Source organism: Pseudoalteromonas sp. A601 (genome assembly GCF_002165575.1).
Taxonomy (GTDB): domain Bacteria; phylum Pseudomonadota; class Gammaproteobacteria; order Enterobacterales; family Alteromonadaceae; genus Pseudoalteromonas.
Map to the genome: position 1 here is coordinate 50,247 of NZ_MXQF01000024.1, position 21,136 is coordinate 71,382.

Here is a 21,136-nt window from a genome sequence, read left to right on the forward strand (position 1 = left end):
ACCCTCTACTGACCTCGTTTAGCTTGGTGAACGCCTTCAATTTGATCCAGCTTTGACAATAATCTGTTGGTGCCAGACAAGTCATGCACTTCAACTTGCATTGTAAATTTAGCTAATTGTCTATCTTCAAGGGTTTCCATATTCATGTTCAACACATTTACTTTTTCATTAGCAAGCACAGAACTGATATCGCGAATAAGGCCCGCTCTATCGCTTGCCTCTATTTTAATACTTAATGCATACGAGCCATTAATTTCATCTGACCAGCTCACAGCAATCACACGTTCAGGGTGCTTGGTTTTTAAATTATTAAATGAATCACAGTCATCGCGATGAACAGCAATACCTCGGCCTTGTGTAATATAACCAATAATAGGTTCACCCGGAACAGGACGACAACACTTAGCAACGTGACTCATTAAACTGCCAACACCATCAACCACAATCCCGTTTTTATCCCCACTCATTTTAGTTGGGTTTTTAAAGCGAATTACCGGTTCATCATCAGTACGGTCAGTTATAAAGTTAAGTAACTGGTTTAAACGCACATCGCCCGCCCCAATAGCAACGAGTAAGTCATCAAGCTCTTTAAAATTATAGCGGGCGATAGCAGGTTCAAGATCTTTATATGTCAGCTCAAGTTTTTGCAATTCATTATCTAAAATCTCTTTACCAGCGCTTAAGTTTTTATCGCGATCAAGTTGTTTAAACCAATGATGAATTTTCGCTCGCGCTCGTGATGATTTAATATAACCTAAAGATGGGTTTAACCAATCACGGCTCGGATTTGGCTGTTTTTGGGTGAGAATTTCAACTTGATCCCCCGTGCTCAACTGGTGGGTAAATGGCACTATTTTACCAAACACCTTTGCACCAATGCAGCGATGCCCAACATTTGAATGAATGTAATAGGCAAAATCAAGAGGCGTTGCCCCCAGCGGCAGGTCAAAAATATCGCCACGTGGAGTAAATACATACACGCGGTCTTCGACCACTTGGTTTTTAAGTTCGTCAGCTAAATCACTGCCATCAACCACTTCTTCTTGCCACTGAAGTAATTTACGCAACCAGCTGATCTTTTGCTCGTATCCTGAGCCACGCCCAGGTAATGCGCCTTCTTTATACATCCAGTGTGCAGCTACACCCAGTTCCGCATCTTGGTGCATCGCGTGGGTACGAATTTGTATTTCAACGGTTTTACCCTCAGGGCCAAACACTACGGTGTGAATAGATTGGTAGCCATTTTGTTTTGGCGTTGCCACGTAGTCATCAAATTCTTTATTTAAGTGACGCCAATTAGTATGCACAATACCCAGAGCACCGTAGCAATCCTGCAATTCATCAACCACAATACGCATCGCACGAATATCGAAAAGTTGATCAAATTCGTAGTTCTTTTGCGCCATCTTTTTATAGATGCTGTATATATGCTTTGGTCTGCCATATACTTCGGCCGTAATACCCACTTGTTCAAGCTTGGTTTTTACTTGCTCAACCATATCGGCCATATACGCTTCACGACCAAGGCGTTTATCATCTAATTGTTTGGCAATACTTTTATAAAGATCAGGATGAAGGTAACGAAAAGAAAGGTCTTCAAGCTCCCACTTTAATTGCCCTATACCTAAACGGTTTGCAAGCGGCGCAAAAATATCAGTCGTCTCTTTAGCGGCAATAACGCGTTCTTCTTCACTGGCGTTTTTTAGTTCACGTAAATGGCATACTTGCTCCGCCAGCTTAATAACCACGGCTCTGACGTCTTCAACCATGGCTAATAACATGCGACGAATGTTATCAACTTGCACTGTGCCATTACCTTGATGAGCTAATGTGCTAATGGTAGCCATTTGCGCCACACCGGTTAGCAATGTTGCAACATGCTCGCCCATTACTTCAGTCACGATATCAATAGAGACTAAATCAGCTAAAAAATAAGGAGTAATATAAGCCGTTGCCAAAGTATCGGCATCAAGATTCATCTCCACCAAAATTTCGACCATTTCCATCGCCATAATTTGGTGCTGTTGAGCAGGTAAAGCGGCACATAAACCATCTGCTTTAATTAATAGCTCACGTTTTTCTTGTGCGACTGCTAACAAATCTAGCCGGGTGCTAAAATCTACCGGCTTTTCTTGCTGGTGTGACTGTCTCGTAGCTACCATGTTGCGCTCTACCTCCGTTGAAATAACGCCATTGTTTCAATATGCCCAGTATGCGGAAACATATTCATTAGCCCTACCTTTTGCAGTGAAAATCCTGCCTGCGAAATAATTGCACTGTCACGGGCTAAAGTAACAGGATCGCAAGATACATATAGAATCGTCTTAAATTGCTTAAGCGGCAGTTGCTCTAAAATTGCTAATGCACCGGTACGAGAAGGATCTAGCAACAAAACATTTAGCTCTTTACTAAACCACGATGCCTGCTCAATTGTTTGAGTTAAATCAAAGCAATGAAATTGCGCATTCGCTATTTGGTTAGTTTGCGCATTTTGCCGTGCCATTGCAACCGCTGATGATACTCCTTCTACACCAATCACATTTTTTGCACATTTAGCCACCACTAAAGAGAAGTTACCGATACCACAAAACAGATCAAGTACCTGTTCGTCCCCATTTAAGCTAAGCCAGTCAACAGCTTGGGTTAACATATCTTGGTTAACTTTGGCGTTAACTTGAATAAAGTTTTCTAAGCCAAATTCAAACTTTAACTGTTGTATTGGTAAGCGATAAAACGGTGTTGGTAAATGGTCATGTTCAATAAGCTGACTTTCACCTTGGAAAATAACTTGCCATTTTTGTGCTAAACCAATTTCAATAATGGTTTGCTTGAGCGATTCACTAATAGCTTTAGTATGGCGCAAGATAACAAAGTTTTGCTCATCTGCTTGGCATAATTGAATGTGGCTTACACTGCGTAATTCATGATGGGTATTTAAAAGCGTATCAAATTGGTTAAAAACATCATCAAAAACGCTGCTCAACACCGGGCATTTATTAATACTAATAATTTGCTTAGAGCCTTGTGCCCTATAACCTACGCGCATTCTTTTAGCGCTTTTGTCATACATTACGGCCAATCGAGCACTACGGCGGTAATGCTTTGACTCACTTAATAAAGGTGATTGCCACGCCATATCGTCTAGTTTTGCAAATTTAGCAAACAACTGACTCACAGCAGCTTGTTTTTCAACCAACTGCTGATCCAACCTTAAATGCTGTAACTGACAACCACCACATTGATGATAATGCTCACAAAAAGGCTCGACTCTGGCATCACTCGCTTGTACTACTTTGAGTGTTTTTGCCACGCTATAACGAGCTTTATCCTCTGTTAACTGAGCTTTGACGACTTCGTTACTTAATGCACCACTGACAAAACACACTTTATTTTTGTGTTTGGCTATTCCTCGTCCTTGGTGATCCATGCCTGTGATGGTCAATGGCACTGTTTGCCCTGATAGGGTCTTTTTTTTAGCTTGGAAAAACTGTGCCATCAGGCAACACCTTACATATTGATTTAGCGGGCAAGATTGATTACTCGCTTATAAGTATATACTCTTAGATAACTAAAAATGATAACAACATTTATTCTATGACTAAACTCGGTTTGCGTGACTCAGTTTTAACACTCACATTGATCCCCACCGTACTGATCGGATTATTACTCGGCGGTTATTTTACAATAAATCGTTACTTTGAGCTTGATGAAATATTATATCAGCAAGGAACAACTATTTCCGAGCCTTTATCTATCGCAATTGAGCAACCTTTATTAGTAAAAAATAAGCAACTGCTCAATAGACTGATCAGTCATACTCATAACAAACACTCTCCTGCTATAAAAACTATCGCTATTTTTGATGTAAATGAACAGCTCGTTCTGACTAGTAATTATCATCGTGATTTTGACGACCTTATGCTTAGCGAACATCTGAGCACGAATAAAACAACTAAAGTGGTGCAAAGTAGTGACTTTATTACTTTTTACACGCCAATCATAAATCACTCAACACCAGAAGCGCACTGGAATGATACTGCATTTCAAACATCCATAGGCACTGTGATTGTTCAATTAAATAAAGACCAAGCAATTATTGGCCAGCAACAAGCGTTATTAGTCAGCGGCATAGTGATTATTTTTGCATTATTGTTAGCGGTTATTTTGGCAATACGTTTGAGTAGAATGTTTATGACTCCACTCAATAAGTTAGTACTTGCCACCGATAAGCTTACTGAAGGTAAAAGAGATACTGGCTTGAATACTCCAATGATGGGAGAGTTTGAACTACTACGCCAAGGTTTAAATACTATTTCAGATACCATGGTGATGCAAAAAGACGAGATGCAAAAGCATATCGACCAAGCTACCAGCGACTTGCGTGAGTCGCTTGAAATGTACGAAACACAAAATATCCAGCTCAATATTGCAAAAACAGACGCGCAAGATGCGAACCGAGTTAAATCTGACTTTTTAGCCAAAATGAGTCATGAATTACGTACTCCGCTCAATGGTGTTATTGGTTTTACTCGTCAACTACATAAAACGCCACTGAATAAGCACCAAAAGGATTACCTAGATACCATTGAGCTTTCAGCCAATAGCTTGATGACCATTATCAGTGATATTTTAGACTTTTCTAAACTTGAAGCCGGTGCTATGGAGCTTGAATCTATACAGTTTCAGTTGCGAGATAACATCAATGAAGTGCTCACACTTCTCGCGCCAAGTGCTGATGAAAAACAACTTGAGTTATCTATTTATATCAATTCACAAGTTCCCGACAACATTACCGGCGATCCAACTCGTTTTAAACAAGTACTTATTAACCTCATCAGTAACGCGATTAAGTTTACTGAGAAAGGCGCTATTAAAGTCGACGTAGGGCATCGTTTATTAGATGAAGAGCGCACCTCTATTTTAGTATCTATAACAGATACAGGTGTAGGCATCCCTATGGATAAACAAGACGCCTTGTTTACACCATTTGGCCAAGCAGACTCAAGTATTACCCGTAAGTTTGGTGGCACCGGACTGGGCCTAATTATTACCAAACACATCGTTGAAGCGATGGGTGGGCGTATTACGTTAAACTCAGCACCGGGCCATGGTACATGCTTTACTTTTAACGGTGTATTTAATTTACCGAGTCATGGTTATAACAGTGACTTACCAAGTAAATCGCTTGCCAATAAGCGTATCTTATACCTTGAACCACACGAGCACACCCACCATGCCGTATTATCATTATTAAACGAATGGGATACCCAAGTTACAGGTTGTTTTAGTGAAGAGTGCTTTTTAGAAGAAATTAATAAAGACTTTAATTACGATATTTGTATTATTGGCCATGTAGCTTCAGTTGATGAAATGCAGCGACTAAAAAGCTACATAAAAGCTGCACGCAATTCCACTGATTATCTTTACTTAATGCTCAACACCGTCTCTCATAGTATGCGTGAAGCATATATTGGCAGTGGCGCTGATGCGTGTTTAAGTAAACCGTTAAACCACCGTAAATTATGTGAAGTACTGGCCGCGCCATATCGCCTTGATCACCCGGTGCACAACATTGAAGAAAATGACGAGAAGCTACTGCCACTAAAGGTATTAGTGGTTGATGATAACGACGCCAATTTAAAACTCATTTGTACTTTACTTGAAGAACAAATCGAAATAATTGATACCGCTCATAATGGTTCTCAAGCATATAGCCTAAGTAAAAGCCATAAATACGATATTATTTTTATGGACATTCAAATGCCGATTATGGATGGGATTACTGCATGTAAACTCATTCGAGAATCATCTTTAAACGAAGATACACCTATTATAGCTGTAACCGCACATGCTCTAGCAGGTGAAAAAGAGCAGTTAATAAAAGATGGCTTTAAAGGTTATTTAACCAAGCCGATTGATGAAGACATGCTAAAACAGATCATTAGTGATCACAGCCCTAAGTCGCCACTTAAACGCGATAAAAGCCGCCAAGAACAAACCCACTATGAACCACCATTCAACAGTAGTTCGCTTGACTGGCCATTAGCATTGCAACGTGCTGGCGGCAAACATGAGCTTGCGCTTGAAATGCTAAATATGTTGCTATTAAGCGTACCAGAGACTTTACGTTTACTAGACGAGGCGATACAAAGTCAAGATTGTGAACATGTACTAAGTATTATTCATAAATTCCATGGTGCATGTTGTTATACTGGTGTTCCTAAGCTGAAAAATTTAGCCGAAGCTTTAGAAACCGCTTTGAAAAGTGATTGCGAACTAAGCCATATCGAACCTGAATTATTTGAGCTACAAGATGAACTTGAAAACTTGATAAAAGATGCAGGAATGGCGGATGATTAAATATACCCAACCAACCCTAGTTTAATGGCATTCCCGCGTTAATGGTTTACCGGTTTTTAAGCTACTTATTTGCCAACGAGGCTTTCCTTCATTAGATATTATGCTTACTTGGGTTATATCACTTACCATGTAATCTCCGGGCGCATTTAAGCGTGTTACGTGTTCACCCATCAATTGCTGGCAATAAGGTCCTGTATCACCATGAATAACCAGCACTGGTTTTTTAACTGACTCAGCAAAGTCGGCTATTGCTTCACGATATACTTTAAAGCCATCACAATTATCAACTACTGACCCGCTGCAAGCGGGCTGCTCAGTGCCATGAGTATAAATATCTGCCTGAAAGCCAATGACATACCCTTTAGCGTCGGGGTTTGCAGCAAATAACCATTCAAGGTTTAATTTATCGCGCTGCGCTGCTGCCTCATTAGCCTTGTGCTTATCTGTCATCAATATTTGTCTACGACCATTGTGAGTGCCGGCTATATGCAAGGTTTTAAATTCAACCCCTGCAAACTGCCAACGTGCGTTTTCCAGCATATTTTTTTGTGTTTTATAATCAGTTAATTGCCCTGCCTGTTGTTGATACTCTTGTGTGTACATTAAGGTTTTAATAAATGCCAATCTTTCGAGTTCATCATAACGCGGGCTTAAAGTGGCGCGGTCGCAATCTGTCCACTCATTATCCCCAGGGGTATAAATAAAGGGTTGCTCAGTAAGGTTTCGAAGTAGTTGTTTATTACGCTCAAGTAGCTCATTTGTACACGGCTGCGAGCCGGCTTTGATATCACCTAGGTGCATTAAGAACCCATGGGGTGTGTGCTTTAATTTTTGACCTAATACTCCATCTTCACGTAAATTAGCAGTGTCTATTGGAGTATATGGCATATCTGCAATAACTAAAAAGTCAGTGCTGGTTGCTGGGGTAATCATTAACTCATTATTCGATAAAGCCCCAATAGATAAAGCTAAGGTCATACTTACAGTTATGAACATACATACTCCTCTAAATAAGCAATGCTATTAAACCATCTTATAATGACAGCTAAAAGAAACGGCTTTTTATATTTAGTCTTGTTAAAATAAGGCAACTGATAAAATAAATAGCCAAATTATGCAATTTACCACCAGCTACACGCTTGATAAGCCCTACTTCTACGAATGTTTCGACGAGTCACTGCCTTACAGTGCGCAGGCCAAACCTAAATATGCCTTTTTAGTACTTTTAATTAGCTTAGGGTTAATTTCGATTTATGCGCTAGAACAACACTACCTAGGTAACTTTATGATTATGGCTGCTGTTCTTGAATGTGTTGCTTTTTATTACCGTAGACCTTGGTGGGTCACAAGGCAAATGTTCAGTCGTGCATCTGATTCAAAGGCAAAGTTAACAATCGACGAGCAAGGCTTTAGCAGTGAAAATCCACATAAAAGCTATCAAATAAAATGGCAGCAAATCGATGAGGTCATTTTTACACCTCGTGGTATTTTGCTTAAGAGTAAGCAAGGGATGCAATACATATCTAATAGTGTGTTGAGTGATGAAGCAATAAACTACATACAAAAAAGAGCCGCTAAATAGCGGCTCTTTTATATCAATTCAATTGATTCGTTGATTAAGCATTGCCCGGATTAGGGTTAGACTTTTCAGCTTGAATACGCATGTAAATCTCTTCACGATGAACCGAAACGTCTTTAGGTGCATTTACACCAATACGTACTTGATTTCCTTTAACACCTAGTACAGTGACTGTTACTTCGTCACCAATCATTAGGGTTTCACCTACTCGACGAGTTAGTATTAGCATTCTCTTGCTCCCATATTCCAATAAATTAAAAGATTCCGCGTTCGTATCTTAAAGAAAATAAATCTTAAAAGTAAGTAAAAACTCTATTTCTATTCATTTTCTGTTAAAAAAACTCTGTGTAATGCACGAACAGCTAGCTCTAAATATTTTTCGTCGATCAAAACTGATATTTTTATCTCAGATGTTGATACCAACAACACTTTAATATTTTCTTGAGCAAGTGCATCAAAAAATAAACTTGCCACACCAGAGTGTGATTTCATACCTGCACCAACAGCTGAAACTTTTGCAACAGCCTGACAACCAGAAATTTCGGTACTACTGATAATATGGTGGTTGTTTTGTAATACTTCAAGCGCTTGTTCAAAATCATTGCTGTGCACAGTAAAAGCATAGTCTATTTTTTCAAATTTATGATTAACTTGATTAATCATATCTATTTCGATGCCATTATCTGCAAAAAGTTTCAAAATAGTAGCTAAATATTGTGTGCCAGCAGGCACGTTTTTGACCTGAATTAAACTTTCATCACGATTAAATGCGATTCCAGAAACTACGTTATTTTTCATGTCGGTTTGCTCAAAGCTTATCAAGGTACCTTGATCTGGGTTAAAACTAGATAATACGCGAAGCGGTAGATTATATTTCCCCGCCGCTTCAACACAGCGAATATGCAATACTTTAGCACCTAAACTGGCCATTTCGAGCATTTCTTCAAAGGTTACATGACTCATGCGCCGAGCTTTAGGCTCAATACGCGGATCTGTAGTGTATACGCCATCAACGTCGGTATAAATCTGGCACTCGTCTGCACTAATGGCACCGGCAATTTCAACTGCTGAGGTATCAGTACCACCACGACCCAATGTAGTGATATTACCTTCAATATCACGCCCCTGAAAGCCAGCAATAATTGCAATCCGGTTATGTTCTAGTTCCTGCTTTAAACGCGTAGCCGCAACATCGGTAATTCGGGCTTTACCAAACATGTTATCTGTTTGAATATTTACTTGGTCGGCGAGTAAACTCACAGCTGAATGGCCACGCTTAATAATCGCCATCGCAAGCAAAGCAACTGAAACTTGCTCACCGGTGGTTAATAAAACATCGAGTTCACGACTGCTCGGGCGAGCATCAATTTGTTTGGCAAGGTTAATAAGGCGGTTGGTCTCACCTGACATAGCAGAGAGTACAACTACCACTTGGTGCCCCTGTTGCTTATTTTTAACAACAAGGTCGGCGACAGCTTCAATACGCTCGATAGATCCTACCGAAGTGCCGCCAAACTTTTGAACTATAAGTGCCACTTAAGCTTATACGCGCTCAGTTAACCATGGCGTGACACTATCAAGTGCAGTGCTTAAGTTCTCAGGTTGTGAACCACCGGCTTGCGCCATATCAGGACGACCGCCGCCTTTACCACCGACTTGTGAAGCCATGTGATTTACCAGCTCACCAGCTTTAACTTTACCAGTTAAGTCTTTAGTAACACCTGCGATAAGGCTTACTTTAGCACCATCTGCAACACCGAGCGCAATAACACCTGAGCCAATCTTGTTTTTCAGGTCATCAACCATGCCACGTAAGGCTTTTGATTCGGTGCCTTCAACATTCGCAACAAGCAGTTTAACACTGTTAATCTCAACAATGGAGTCAAGTAATGATGCGCCAGCGGCACTTGCTAGTTTATCGTTAAGTTGTGCGATTTGCTTTTCAAGGCCTTTTGACTTTTCAAGTAAAGCCGTTACTTTTTCAAGTACCGATGCACTGTCGCCTTTAACAAGCGCGGCAACATCATTTAAGTATTGCTCTTGCTCACTCACATAAGCAATTGCATCGGCGCCTGTTACCGCTTCAATTCGACGAACACCCGCTGCAATACCACTCTCTGATACAATTTTGAATAAACCGATATCGCCAGCACGCTTAACGTGAGTACCACCACATAGCTCAATTGAGTAATCACCAATTGTTACTACGCGTACTTCGTCATCGTATTTTTCACCAAATAAGGCCATTGCACCTTTTGCTTTAGCATCATCAATAGCCATAAGCTCAGTGTTAAGAGCAAAGTTACGACGAATTTCGTCGTTCACTACGCGCTCTATTTCGCGAAGCTCATCTTTAGTGACCGCTTCAAAGTGCGAGAAATCAAAACGTAAACGCTCAGGATCAACTAAAGAGCCTTTTTGCGATACATGATCACCCAGTAATTGACGTAGTGCTTCATGCAAGATATGCGTAGCTGTATGGTTCTTTTTAACGCGCTCACGACGGGTATCATCAATTGTTGCTTCAACCTTATCATTCACACCAATACGGCCCATTACAGTACCGTGGTGAGCAAATGCATTACCTAATTTTGTGGTATTGGTAACGCTAAACTCGCCACCGGCAACCACTAGTTTACCTGTGTCGCCAATTTGGCCGCCTGATTCTGCATAAAATGGCGTACGGTCAAGTACGACAATGCCTTGCTGGCCATCTTCAAGTACAGAAACAGATTCACCTTGGGCAAACATTTCAATCACAGTGCCGCTGTATTGAGTTGCGTCATAACCTTTAAAGTCAGTGTGTTTATCAGACTTTAATTGCTGGTTGTAATCGGCACCAAATTTACCTGCTTGTTGCGCAGTTTTACGCTGCACATCCATGCACTCTTGAAAGCCTTGCTCGTCAATCGTCATAAAACGTTCACGGGCAACGTCAGCCGTTAAATCGGCTGGGAAACCATAGGTATCGTAAAGTTTAAATACTAATTCACCCGGAATCACATCACCGCTCAAGTTAGTTAAGCTATCTTCTAAAATAGCTAAGCCTCGCTCAAGCGTTTTACCAAACTGTTCTTCTTCAATACGTAATACTTTTTCGATAATTTCTTGCTGCTTAGCAAGCTCAGGATATGCTTGACCCATTTGCTCAATTAACGCGGCAACTAACTTATAGAAAAACGCACCTTGAGCACCTAGCTTGTTACCATGGCGAACTGCACGGCGAATAATACGGCGCAGTACATAACCTCGCCCTTCATTTGAAGGCATAACACCATCAGAAATCAAAAACGCACATGAACGAATATGATCCGCCACTACACGTAGTGACTTGTCATCCATATCTTGAGCATTAGTGATTATCGCAGCGGCTTTAATTAGGCCTTGAAATAAGTCGATTTCGTAGTTTGAATGTACACCCTGTAAAATAGCAGCAATACGCTCAAGTCCCATTCCGGTATCAACTGACTGTTTTGGTAATGGCTCCATGGTGCCGTCGCTTTGACGGTTATATTGCATAAATACCAAGTTCCAAATCTCGATGAAACGGTCACCATCTTCTTCAGGTGAACCTGGAGGACCACCCCAGATTTCTTCACCATGATCGTAGAATATTTCAGAGCATGGGCCACACGGGCCAGTATCACCCATTGACCAGAAATTATCAGCGGTGTCAATACGGATGATACGCTCGCTTGGTAAGCCTATATCTTTTGACCAATAATCAAACGCTTCTTCATCAGTGTGATAAATAGTCACGAGTAGCTTTTCTTGCGGAAGTTTCACAACTTCAGTTAAGAACTGCCACGCAAACTTTATTGCGTCTTGTTTGAAGTAATCACCAAAGCTAAAGTTACCTAGCATTTCAAAAAATGTATGGTGACGCGCGGTATAACCTACGTTTTCTAAATCATTATGCTTACCACCGGCACGCACACAACGCTGTGAGCTGGTTGCACGGTTGTAAGGGCGGCTTTCTGCGCCTAAGAAAACATCTTTAAATTGCACCATACCGGCATTATTAAATAATAGCGTCGCATCGTTACCCGGAATTAGCGAGCTTGATGGAACAATTTGGTGTTGTTTAGAGGCAAAAAAGTCTAAAAACTGTTGCCTGATCTGTGCGGTAGTCATGTGCTGCATTTGAAAGTCTCACCCATTTTTTACTGTGCTTGCATTGCAAAATCTATTTGTTCGTAACTGAACCCTCGATACATTAAATAGCGCGTACGTTTGGCTTTTTCTTTGTAGTCGAAATCGTTCTGTGCATTTGAATACTTTTTTAAATACGCATCCTGCGCTAGTTGAAACCAATCTATTTCCATTGTTTCAACAATTGTGTTGAGCAAGGCTCTATCAATTCCTTTTCCCATGGCCTCGTTTTGTATACGCTTTAGGCCATGCTTTTTAGCAATGTGACGGCGAACAAACCCTTCAACATATCGCTGTTCATTTATAAAATTGTGTTCTTCACACCAATTCAATAAATCATCGATAAATTCAGGTGTTGCTTCTTTTTGCTGTAATTTTTGGGTTAACTCTCGACGCGAATATTCTTGCCGACCAAGTAACCACAGTACGTAATTCTTTAGCTTTTTTTTAAGTGCTTCGTCCATTTGTGTCATTAAGCGTCAAAACGCCCTGTATCGTTATTTTTCGGCTCAGTAGCCCCGTTCTCGGCCGGTGGAACAACTGGCATAAAAATAGCCTGATATGAAACAAAAAAACTAATGTAGCAAATTGGCATTAAAACCAACAGCGGTAAGAAGGTTAAAAACGCAGATATAACCATAAACACCGCACAAATAGCGCCATACACGCTCAATGGCGCCATATTATGATAAAACACCAGTAATGAGCTTTTCAGTACTTCAAAAATACGTTTTTGTTGATTAAAGTAAACCAGTGGTACCGCATAGGCAAACGCCGTTAGGTAAAATGAAACGGCTAATAAAAACAAGACTAAATTGGCCATCGAGATACTCTCAATCACTTGTTGTAATGCAATATTGGGATCAACATTCGGGTCACTCATAATAGCCACTGCCTCACCAAACAAGCCATTTGCTAACAACGCCATTAAAACGCCCGCTGCCATTTGATAAAGCGCTAAACGCAGCAAGCCTGTACGGTTACCTTTGGCTGAGAAAGGCTTGAGAATATCTGCCAGCATAATTTTTCCGCCTTGCTGCTTGGTTAGCACGGCTTGATAAAATCCAGCAGTTAAAAACGGAGTTGCCAGGGCTGCTATAATTTGTAGGAATGGCAAAAATAACGACAGTAAACCCACCACACCAATAAATAAATGCATAAAAATGAATGTGAGTGGCTGGGTTTTAAATATAAGCCAACCGGCTTTAAACCACTTAACCCCTGCTTCGGCTTTAAATACTCGTAACTCGATTGACATAGACGCTCTTAAATTAACAACAAAACACGCCGAGTATAACTCGGCGCTTAATGGGATTACAGGGGCGAGACTGTAAAACTACGGTTTTTTAACCTTCTTTATATCTAACATATGCGCACCGTGTTTAATTTTGGTTTCGAGGTAAGACTTATTACCAGCAACACCCGCCTTGATATGAGCGTGAGTGCCAATTACCGAATCAACTTCAATGCCAGCATCTTTTAAAGCATTTAGCTTTTTCGGATTATTAGTCATCAATTTAACGTGAGTTAAGCCCATTGCCTCAAGCATTAAAACAGCATCAGAAAAGTCACGTAAATCATCAGCAAAGCCTAAATGGTTATTTGCTTCATAGGTATTCATGCCTTGCGACTGCAACACGTAAGCATCAATTTTATTATACAAACCAATACCACGACCTTCTTGGCGAAGGTAGAGTAATATTCCGCCTTGCTCATGCATCATTTCGATGCATTCATTGAGTTGCTCACCACAATCACAGCGCGATGAATGAAATACATCACCTGTTAAACACTCTGAGTGCATGCGAATAAGCGGCACTGGCTGTTTACTATCGGCATTGTTAAATACCAAAGCAACATGCTCTTGACCATCATTTAAGCCGCTAAAGGAAATAATTTCTGCGGGGATATCACTGTTTTTGCCAACGTTTAGTTGGACTCTAGCTCTTACTTGCGCCACGACAAATCCAAATTTATAAAGTAAATGCGATACTGCAAATGTGATACTGTAAATCTAAGATCATCACAAAATAGCATTAATGAAGTTCATCGCAATAAGTGGTAACTATATTGAGGCTGTTACCTGCAATTCAAGTATTATACCCGAACCACCTCAAGATACGAGTTTCAAAAGACGTTTCATCCAATTTTGCTTTTATAACATATTACTCAATGACAATATCGTACCCATTTGATAGTCTTAACTTTCTAACAATAATAAGGATGATTATGAAAGTACCTGCATTAATACTGTGCTTAAGCCTCGCTTTTAGCGGTTACGTATCAGCTGATGACAGCTTAAATAAGCAATTTAAATCAGCCTACCAAGGTTATTTAGCTGCACAACAAACCACGGACGATGCCTTACCTTTCGCTGAGCAAGCCTATAAATTGGGTAAAAAAGTTTACGGCCTGCAATCAGACAACACAGCAAATCTAGCTGTTAATTACGCTAACGAAATAGCCAATACCAATAAAGAATTAAAAGCTAAGCGTTACCAACTATTCAACAGCGCTTATGAAATTTTACTAAACAATCATAGTGCCAAAAGTTTAGAGCTTGTCGACCCTTTATCAGGCATGGCCAATAGCGCTCCTTCAGCAAATAGAGCTGCTGATTTATACGAGCAAGTTATAGAATTACTAGATAAGCAAGGGTTACCTAAACTTGCAGCGGACTTAAAACTGAGCGCCGCAAAAGACTTCGCTTATAACTACCGAGGTAGTAAATACCTAACAGCACGCAAATATTTAGAGCAAGCAGATGAATACTATAGCAAAAATTTACCCGAAAACTCAGTTGAACGCATAAAAGCAGACTTCTTAGTGGCGGCATTTGCACAAGGGAAAAAACGCTACAGCACAGCAATAGAGCGACTAAACCGTGTAGTCAGTGTGTTTGATAAAGAGCTCAGCTTTGATCACCAAGCAGAGCTTTCTGCGCACTCAAAACTTGTCTACCTTTATGAGAAAGAAGGCCAAAGTGACGAAGCCACTAAACACTGTATCGCCATAGCTAAAATGGTTCCTTGGAAAGAAGATCAAGAACAAACCCCCCTTTATCGCGAACCTCCCGAGTACCCAATGAACAAAGTAAAACAAAGACGAGACGGCTACGTTCAGATGCGCTTTGACGTAAGTAAAACAGGCTTTGTTGAAAATATTGAAGTAATTAAATCTAAAGGCGGAACAGCCTTTGAAAGAGAAGCAGTAAAGGCCATGGAAAAGTGGCGCTACGCACCTAAGTTTGAAAATGGCCAAGCCGTAGTTGCCACAACTGAAGTGCAACTTGATTTTAGAATCGGCAGTTAAGCTATCAAATGATAGCCCTTGTTAGGGCTATCATTATAAACTATCGAGTAATTTATCACTGGCATCTTCGATTAAATCGAGCACCTGCTCAAAGCCATTATCGCCACCGTAGTATGGGTCTGGTATTTCTTCAATATCACTGTCGCCATAACTTAAGAAAAGCGCTAATTTATACTGTAAGTGTGCAGGGCAAAGAGCATTTAAATCCGTTAGATTTTGTCGATCCGCTGCCAAGATTAAATCAAAATATTCAAAATCCCCCTGCTCGACTTGTCGTGCACGGATACCTTTAAATGAATAACCTCGCTTTAAAGCCGCCGCTTGAGAGCGCTTATCAGGAGGGTTACCACAGTGATAAGCTGCCGTCCCTGCTGAGTCGACCTCAAGCTCAACATTCTTTTGCAATGCCTTAGCACGTAAAACGGCCTCTCCTGTTGGGGAGCGGCAAATATTACCCAAACATACCACCAGCACTTTTTTCACGCTTTAGATCCTTGTTTCTTAACTTTTTAAATCAGCTAACAATTCATCAATTTCGGCTTTTAGCTCTTTATCGGCAATTTTATTTGCACTGACTTTGGCACTTTCCAGCGCAGTAATTGCCGCCTCTTCTTGCCCTAACTCAAGGTGCATAGTGGCTAATGAATAGCTTATTGATGACATGTAATCTTTCGCATTGATTACGGTTGCTTTTGCTAACGCCTTTTCATAAAGCGTTATTGCATCAGCAAATTCATCGGTAAAGTCAGCGAGAGTTTCCCACTGCACAGGGTGATCTTTTGGCGTATTTTCATTCTCAGTACACAATGTAGATAGCTGCTTGTAAAGCATATCAAACCGCTTTTGATCTTTTCTTTGCGCTGCTTCTACCAATTCACCAGCTAAATTAAGTACCACTTTGTACAGCTTAGTATTCATCATGTTTACAGCCTTTTATGGATAAGAACTTTATCATAACTTATCACTTCCAACCTTGTAACCAGATGTGTTGATCTTTTAATTGTAGCCAATCGATAACCTGCGTACGTTTAGACATAAGCGCTTCTATCTCACAATGGATAACATGGCCTTCTTCATCAAATTCTATCACTGTGATCATGAAATGTTTGTCTTTATTGATAGGAGATACCGCTGTCCATTTACTGTTGAGCAATTTTTTGGGGGTTACTTTATTCATGTTCAGCACTATAAACGTATTTTAATTTAATTAAACATACGCTTATAGCGTTAATTGAGTTCATTAATATTGTTTTAGAATTGCTTCATCGTAATCATCTGCGTTTAACGTTAAGTTAAACTTCTCAGCAACACTATCTAGCTCAGCTTGTTTAATAGCTAATTCATCCATAGTGATAGTATTATCGTCAAGCTGCCACAACAAACGTGACCCTGCGTAACTATAATGAATAGCGAGTAATGCATTCGCATCGCCCTCGCGCCCAGCAGCTTTAAGCTTCGGCATTTTACGGGTAATTTTATTGAGCGCTTGTTTAAGCTCCCACACGTACACTACTTCGGTCATGCAGACGTGTTTGCGGTATTTGTTAAGTAAAAAGGCAATAGCAACACTCGTCACCACAACACCCAATAAATTCCAATGAAAGTGGCTGCCACTTTCATCCGGAAACAACGCAATCAAAGTTTGCGAAATAGCTAAACTGCCACCCGCTAACGCTAAACCGCAGCCAATAATGACGCGGTTTAAGTGCTTACGATAACGAGCTTTATCAATTTGAATAAGTTGCATAACTGCCTAGTAAAATAAGAGTAAAAATAACAAGCTATTGTAACTAATAGCGCAAGCTTTTAGTACCAACATACCACAGCTTAATTAACTGTAATTTCTTTACTCTTATCATTTATATATTTTAAGCCAATAGTCACAATGCGCGTATTAACCATAGTGATCACACGCAGATGCACATTATTTATCACCAACGTAGCCCCTTTACGCAGAGGCTGATCTAACTTCTCGTTAATTAATTCTTCTAAACTTAGATTTTCGGGCGCATCTATCTTCATATTATACGAGTAATAAATATCACCGACTAAAGTGACTCCCTTAACACGAAGTTCATTCTTTGTTAGATGATTATCATCTTGGTGCGTTTCATCTGTTGCTGCAAAAACTAAATCTACAAACGCCCTATTTTTAGGCTTTAAAACCACAAAGAGATGATCTTGCGATTTTAATGTCGTTGAGCCTCTTGGTGGAATTGTTGATGTACCCCGGGTAATCATCGCAACTACAACACTCTCAGGTAGTGCAGCTCTTGATAAGCGCCGTCCTACAACTCGCGACTCATCACTGAGGGTATATTCTACAATCTCAATATCAATTTCATTAAGTGCGGTAATTTCAAGCTTTGCTGCGGCATGTACTGGCGGTGGTTCAACCAAACCTAGTTTTTTAGCAATCCATGGCATCGTTGCACCTTGCAATGTTGCCGATATAAGCACCACGAAAAACACCACATTAAAGATAAGCTCAGCCCCCGGTAAGCCAAATAGTAAAGGGAAAATAGCCAAAATAATTGGCACTGAACCACGCAGCCCCACCCACGAAACAAAAACGGTTTCTTTATTACTGAACCCAAATAACTTTAAAATAGGTGCCACAGCAAGAGGCCGAGCGATAAAAATAAGCGCTAATGCAATAAGTAGTCCTTCTAACCACACACCAACTAATGACGAAGGATTAATCAGTAAACCTAACACCACAAACATCGTTATTTGACCCAGCCACGCTAAGCCATCGTGAAACAGAAAAATACCACGCTTGTATACAAATTCGCTATTACCTATGATGACACCGGTTATAAATACAGCTAAAAAACCACTACCGCCCAACGATGCTGATAAACCAAATGACAACAAACCAAATGCAGTCACCATCACTAAATACAAACCCGATGTATTGAGCTTAATTGTGTTTATCAGCCACATAGCTAACTTACCAATGAGCACACCACACAATGCCCCTATGCCCATTTGTTGGACAAACAAAAGTAATAATCCAGCGCCAAATTTCATTTCATTGACTAAAACTTCAAGCAAGCCAATGGTTAAAAATATAGCCATTGGATCATTTGATGCACTTTCGATTTCTAGTGTTGATTTAAGCTTTTTATTTAAATGGATACCCGCACTTCGTAGTAGCGCAAAAACGGCTGCGGCATCGGTTGAGCCAACAATAGCCCCTAATAAAACGCCTTGTAATACAGGTAATTGAAGAATATATGTAGCCACTAGGCCGGTAATCACCGCAGTAAAAAATACCCCAACAGTTGCCAGCGCTGATGCAGGTTTCCAAACTTTTTTAATAGAGCCTATCGGTGTTTGCAGCCCCCCATCAAACAAAATAATCGCCAGAGCTAACGTACCGAGTGCATGAGCTGCCTCGGCATTATCAAATGAAATACCGGCAATGCCATCTTCCCCTGCGAGCATGCCAACAAGTAAAAATAAAACAAGTACAGGTAGGCCAACTCGAGCAGATAACTTACTCGAAATAACCCCCAATAAAATTAATACGGCACTGACAAGAATTATATTATCGATTACAAACATATTTGGAATTTATACCTTGTATAAACATAAATGAAAGACGACTAAAGCCCTTTAACTTTAACATAAAATACAACAACCTAATAAAACAGCTATATAAAAATTTAAATAAATAAGCAAAAGCTATAAAAAAATATCACCCCTTTTTAATTTATCACACGTTTTACAAATCACTATGTTCTTAATTACAAAGGCTCGCTTATGCAAACATTAGATTTTCCACACACTAACCCAACATTAAAAACATCAACCGCAATTATTGGTGGTGCAGCCATGACGTTTGCCGCATTCGCTTTTATGCAATACTTAATCAGTGGTGAGCAACGCGCCACAAATTTAAACACTAAAGATATTGTAGTAGAAATATTTCAAGTACCTGAAGATACCAAAGTGCAACAAAAGCAAACACTACCGCCGCCGCCAAAAATGCAAACACCGCCAAAGGTACCGCCCCGTAACCCGCCTAGCACTGATACCAATGTAATCACAACAGCAATTACACCCAATATTAGTATTGATAAAATAGGTGGAGATATTAAAACACATTTACAACAACCCACAGGTGAAGCAACACCCATTGTGCGAATTAACCCTAAATACCCGACAATTGCAGCACGTGAAGGCATTGAAGGTTGGGTACAATTAAGCTTTAATGTTTCACCAAGTGGTGAAGTTATTGATGCGCAAGTAACTGACTCTGAACCAAAACGTATTTTTGACCGCGAAGCACTGCGAGCAATCAAGCGTTGGAAATACCGCCCTAAAGTGATTGATGGAGTAGCACAACTACAAACTGGTCAAAGTGTGCAGCTTGACTTTAAATTAGACCAAAACCAGTAGCGCGAATACATACTAGGGTGCCTATGCTTACAAGTTTAAAATCATGGTTTATTAGTCAGCCAAGTGATGATTACTTAGCTGACTATGCAAAAAGTGGCGACACACGTCACTTAACTAAGCTCGTCACCTTGTTCGGTAACGACTTATATCATTATTTAGTGACGCAAAGTAATGAGCAACTCGCCTTTGATATTAGCCAGCAAACGTGGTTAAAAGTGATGGAAAAACGCCATCACTATCAAGGTCAAAACCACCCTAAAGCCTGGCTATTTCGCTTAGCTCGCAATGCGTTAATTGATGAATACCGCAAGCAACAGCGCTTCGTTGAACTTGAAGAGAATACAGCAATAACAACCGCTCAAACAGAGCCCAGTTTTGACTATGACAGCTTTAATCGCGCTTTAATGCAGCTAAGCTTTGTGCAACGTGAAGCCCTCAGTTTACAACAAGAAGGCTTTTCACTCGACGATATACAGCATATTACCCAAAGTAATCATGAAACCGTAAAAACACGGCTACGTTATGCAAAACAAAATTTAAAAATCATATTAGGAGCTGACAATGACCAAGCATAACGAGCAGTTTGAACACCAACTTGAACAACATTTTAGTGAGCGTAAAAAACGCCATACCCTCAGCTCAGAGCAACGTGCCACATTAACGCAGCTCTCAGATAGCGCTCCAAACAAAAAGCCCACCCGCTTTTTACTCCCGCTACAAATGACCGGCCTCGCCTGTGCGTTAGTCGTACTGGGCTTTACCGTTTTTAACACCACAGATAACAATCCCGAGCAACAAAGCACACTTAACACGTATGCCGTACAGCAAAGTAACTATCACTTTATAGAAGTGCACCAAGTAGACAATGCGGGCAGTTATTCAAGTGAAATTACCCGTAAAAAACAACAACTCGACAACAAGCTCGCCGCCGACCTGCGCCTACATCAACAGCGCTACATTGAATACGGAAAATTAGTTAGCGTAGATGACGACTGGTACATCGCCAGCTGCCACAGCGAAGTGCTCATTCAGATAAAAAACTCATTATTGAATGACCTAAACACCAAACACGCCATTGAAAGCGGCATCACCATGGGCGACATGCTCGCCATGGCACACAACAGCCAAGGCCAGATTATCGCACTTAAGCATGCGGGAGATGGGGTGAAGGTGTGTAGGGGTTGACCGAACCCAATTGATATTTTAAGAGGAGGTTGTATATTGAACTCAATAAACGACTCCAAAATTGAAGCATTAACCATTAAAATAATTTAATTACGCTCCAGCTCTTATAAGCCTAGATTCGGATAATAAGTGCAATTTCTT

20 protein-coding genes are annotated in these 21,136 nt (G+C 40.4%); 6 read left to right on the plus strand and 14 right to left on the minus strand.

Translation table 11 applies throughout. The features are described 5' to 3' along the window. Window positions 1-5: 5 nt before the first annotated feature. Window positions 6-2,162 (minus strand): GTP diphosphokinase, encoded by a 2,157-nt coding sequence (relA, locus tag B5G52_RS16705; protein ID WP_087533784.1) that lies wholly within the window; start codon window positions 2,160-2,162, stop codon window positions 6-8. An 8-nt stretch (window positions 2,163-2,170) separates the two neighbouring features. Then, the gene (gene rlmD, locus B5G52_RS16710; RefSeq protein ID WP_087533785.1) at window positions 2,171-3,496 is read right to left on the minus strand and encodes a 23S rRNA (uracil(1939)-C(5))-methyltransferase RlmD; all 1,326 of its coding nucleotides are present in this window, start codon (window positions 3,494-3,496) and stop codon (window positions 2,171-2,173) included. A 98-nt stretch (window positions 3,497-3,594) separates the two neighbouring features. On the opposite strand from rlmD, the gene barA reads away from it, so the two are divergent. Further along, window positions 3,595-6,360 carry a two-component sensor histidine kinase BarA gene (gene barA, locus B5G52_RS16715; RefSeq protein WP_087533786.1) on the plus strand — a complete coding sequence of 922 codons (2,766 nt, stop codon included), beginning with the start codon at window positions 3,595-3,597 and terminating at the stop codon, window positions 6,358-6,360. 21 nt (window positions 6,361-6,381) lie between these two features. Here barA and B5G52_RS16720 read toward each other — a convergent pair whose 3' ends face one another. After that, a complete protein-coding gene (locus B5G52_RS16720; RefSeq protein ID WP_087533787.1) occupies window positions 6,382-7,356 on the minus strand; it encodes a hypothetical protein in 975 nt (324 codons plus the stop codon). 118 nt (window positions 7,357-7,474) lie between these two features. On the opposite strand from B5G52_RS16720, the gene B5G52_RS16725 reads away from it, so the two are divergent. After that, a complete protein-coding gene (locus tag B5G52_RS16725) occupies window positions 7,475-7,942 on the plus strand; it encodes a YcxB family protein (protein ID WP_087533788.1) in 468 nt (155 codons plus the stop codon). 34 nt (window positions 7,943-7,976) lie between these two features. Here the strand turns inward: B5G52_RS16725 and csrA are convergent, their stop codons facing one another. The 6 genes from csrA to ribA form a co-directional block, all read right to left on the minus strand. Continuing rightward, window positions 7,977-8,168, minus strand: coding sequence for a carbon storage regulator CsrA (gene csrA / locus B5G52_RS16730; protein ID WP_004587515.1), 192 nt, complete (start codon window positions 8,166-8,168; stop codon window positions 7,977-7,979). 89 nt (window positions 8,169-8,257) lie between these two features. Then, a complete protein-coding gene (locus tag B5G52_RS16735; RefSeq protein ID WP_087533789.1) occupies window positions 8,258-9,475 on the minus strand; it encodes an aspartate kinase in 1,218 nt (405 codons plus the stop codon). A 6-nt stretch (window positions 9,476-9,481) separates the two neighbouring features. Then, window positions 9,482-12,082: an alanine--tRNA ligase gene (alaS, locus tag B5G52_RS16740; protein WP_087533790.1), complete on the minus strand. Its 2,601-nt coding sequence runs from the start codon at window positions 12,080-12,082 to the stop codon at window positions 9,482-9,484. 20 nt (window positions 12,083-12,102) lie between these two features. Next, window positions 12,103-12,555, minus strand: a complete 453-nt coding sequence (locus B5G52_RS16745; protein ID WP_087533807.1) for a regulatory protein RecX — start codon at window positions 12,553-12,555, stop codon at window positions 12,103-12,105. Window positions 12,556-12,563: 8 nt separating this feature from the next. Then, complete coding sequence (locus B5G52_RS16750) at window positions 12,564-13,349, minus strand: BPSS1780 family membrane protein (protein WP_087533791.1); 786 nt, start codon at window positions 13,347-13,349, stop codon at window positions 12,564-12,566. 78 nt (window positions 13,350-13,427) lie between these two features. Beyond that, on the minus strand, window positions 13,428-14,051 hold the full coding sequence (gene ribA / locus B5G52_RS16755) for a GTP cyclohydrolase II (protein WP_087533792.1): 624 nt from the start codon (window positions 14,049-14,051) through the stop codon (window positions 13,428-13,430). Window positions 14,052-14,320: 269 nt separating this feature from the next. Here ribA and B5G52_RS16760 point away from each other — a divergent pair, with 269 nt between their 5' ends. Further along, entirely contained in the window at window positions 14,321-15,403 is a 1,083-nt protein-coding gene (locus B5G52_RS16760) for an energy transducer TonB (protein ID WP_087533793.1), read from the plus strand. A 33-nt stretch (window positions 15,404-15,436) separates the two neighbouring features. Here B5G52_RS16760 and B5G52_RS16765 read toward each other — a convergent pair whose 3' ends face one another. From B5G52_RS16765 to B5G52_RS16785, 5 genes are all read right to left on the minus strand, one after another. Beyond that, on the minus strand, window positions 15,437-15,886 hold the full coding sequence (locus B5G52_RS16765; RefSeq protein ID WP_087533794.1) for a low molecular weight protein-tyrosine-phosphatase: 450 nt from the start codon (window positions 15,884-15,886) through the stop codon (window positions 15,437-15,439). Between the two features lie 18 nt (window positions 15,887-15,904). Further along, on the minus strand, window positions 15,905-16,324 hold the full coding sequence (locus tag B5G52_RS16770; protein ID WP_087533795.1) for a Replicative DNA helicase: 420 nt from the start codon (window positions 16,322-16,324) through the stop codon (window positions 15,905-15,907). A gap of 40 nt (window positions 16,325-16,364) precedes the next feature. Then, on the minus strand, window positions 16,365-16,580 hold the full coding sequence (locus tag B5G52_RS16775; protein ID WP_087533796.1) for a TIGR02450 family Trp-rich protein: 216 nt from the start codon (window positions 16,578-16,580) through the stop codon (window positions 16,365-16,367). A gap of 63 nt (window positions 16,581-16,643) precedes the next feature. Next, window positions 16,644-17,150 (minus strand): DUF3087 domain-containing protein, encoded by a 507-nt coding sequence (locus tag B5G52_RS16780; RefSeq protein ID WP_087533797.1) that lies wholly within the window; start codon window positions 17,148-17,150, stop codon window positions 16,644-16,646. Window positions 17,151-17,230: 80 nt separating this feature from the next. Next, entirely contained in the window at window positions 17,231-18,973 is a 1,743-nt protein-coding gene (locus B5G52_RS16785; protein ID WP_087533798.1) for a potassium/proton antiporter, read from the minus strand. Between the two features lie 198 nt (window positions 18,974-19,171). On the opposite strand from B5G52_RS16785, the gene B5G52_RS16790 reads away from it, so the two are divergent. From B5G52_RS16790 to B5G52_RS16800, 3 genes are read left to right on the plus strand one after another with little or no spacing between them, the layout of a single operon-like run. Continuing rightward, window positions 19,172-19,810, plus strand: a complete 639-nt coding sequence (locus tag B5G52_RS16790) for an energy transducer TonB (RefSeq protein WP_087533799.1) — start codon at window positions 19,172-19,174, stop codon at window positions 19,808-19,810. A 23-nt stretch (window positions 19,811-19,833) separates the two neighbouring features. Beyond that, entirely contained in the window at window positions 19,834-20,385 is a 552-nt protein-coding gene (locus B5G52_RS16795; protein WP_087533800.1) for an RNA polymerase sigma factor, read from the plus strand. Then, window positions 20,372-20,995, plus strand: a complete 624-nt coding sequence (locus B5G52_RS16800) for a hypothetical protein (protein ID WP_087533801.1) — start codon at window positions 20,372-20,374, stop codon at window positions 20,993-20,995. The genes B5G52_RS16795 and B5G52_RS16800 overlap by 14 nt, the downstream gene beginning before the upstream one ends. Window positions 20,996-21,136: the final 141 nt, after the last annotated feature.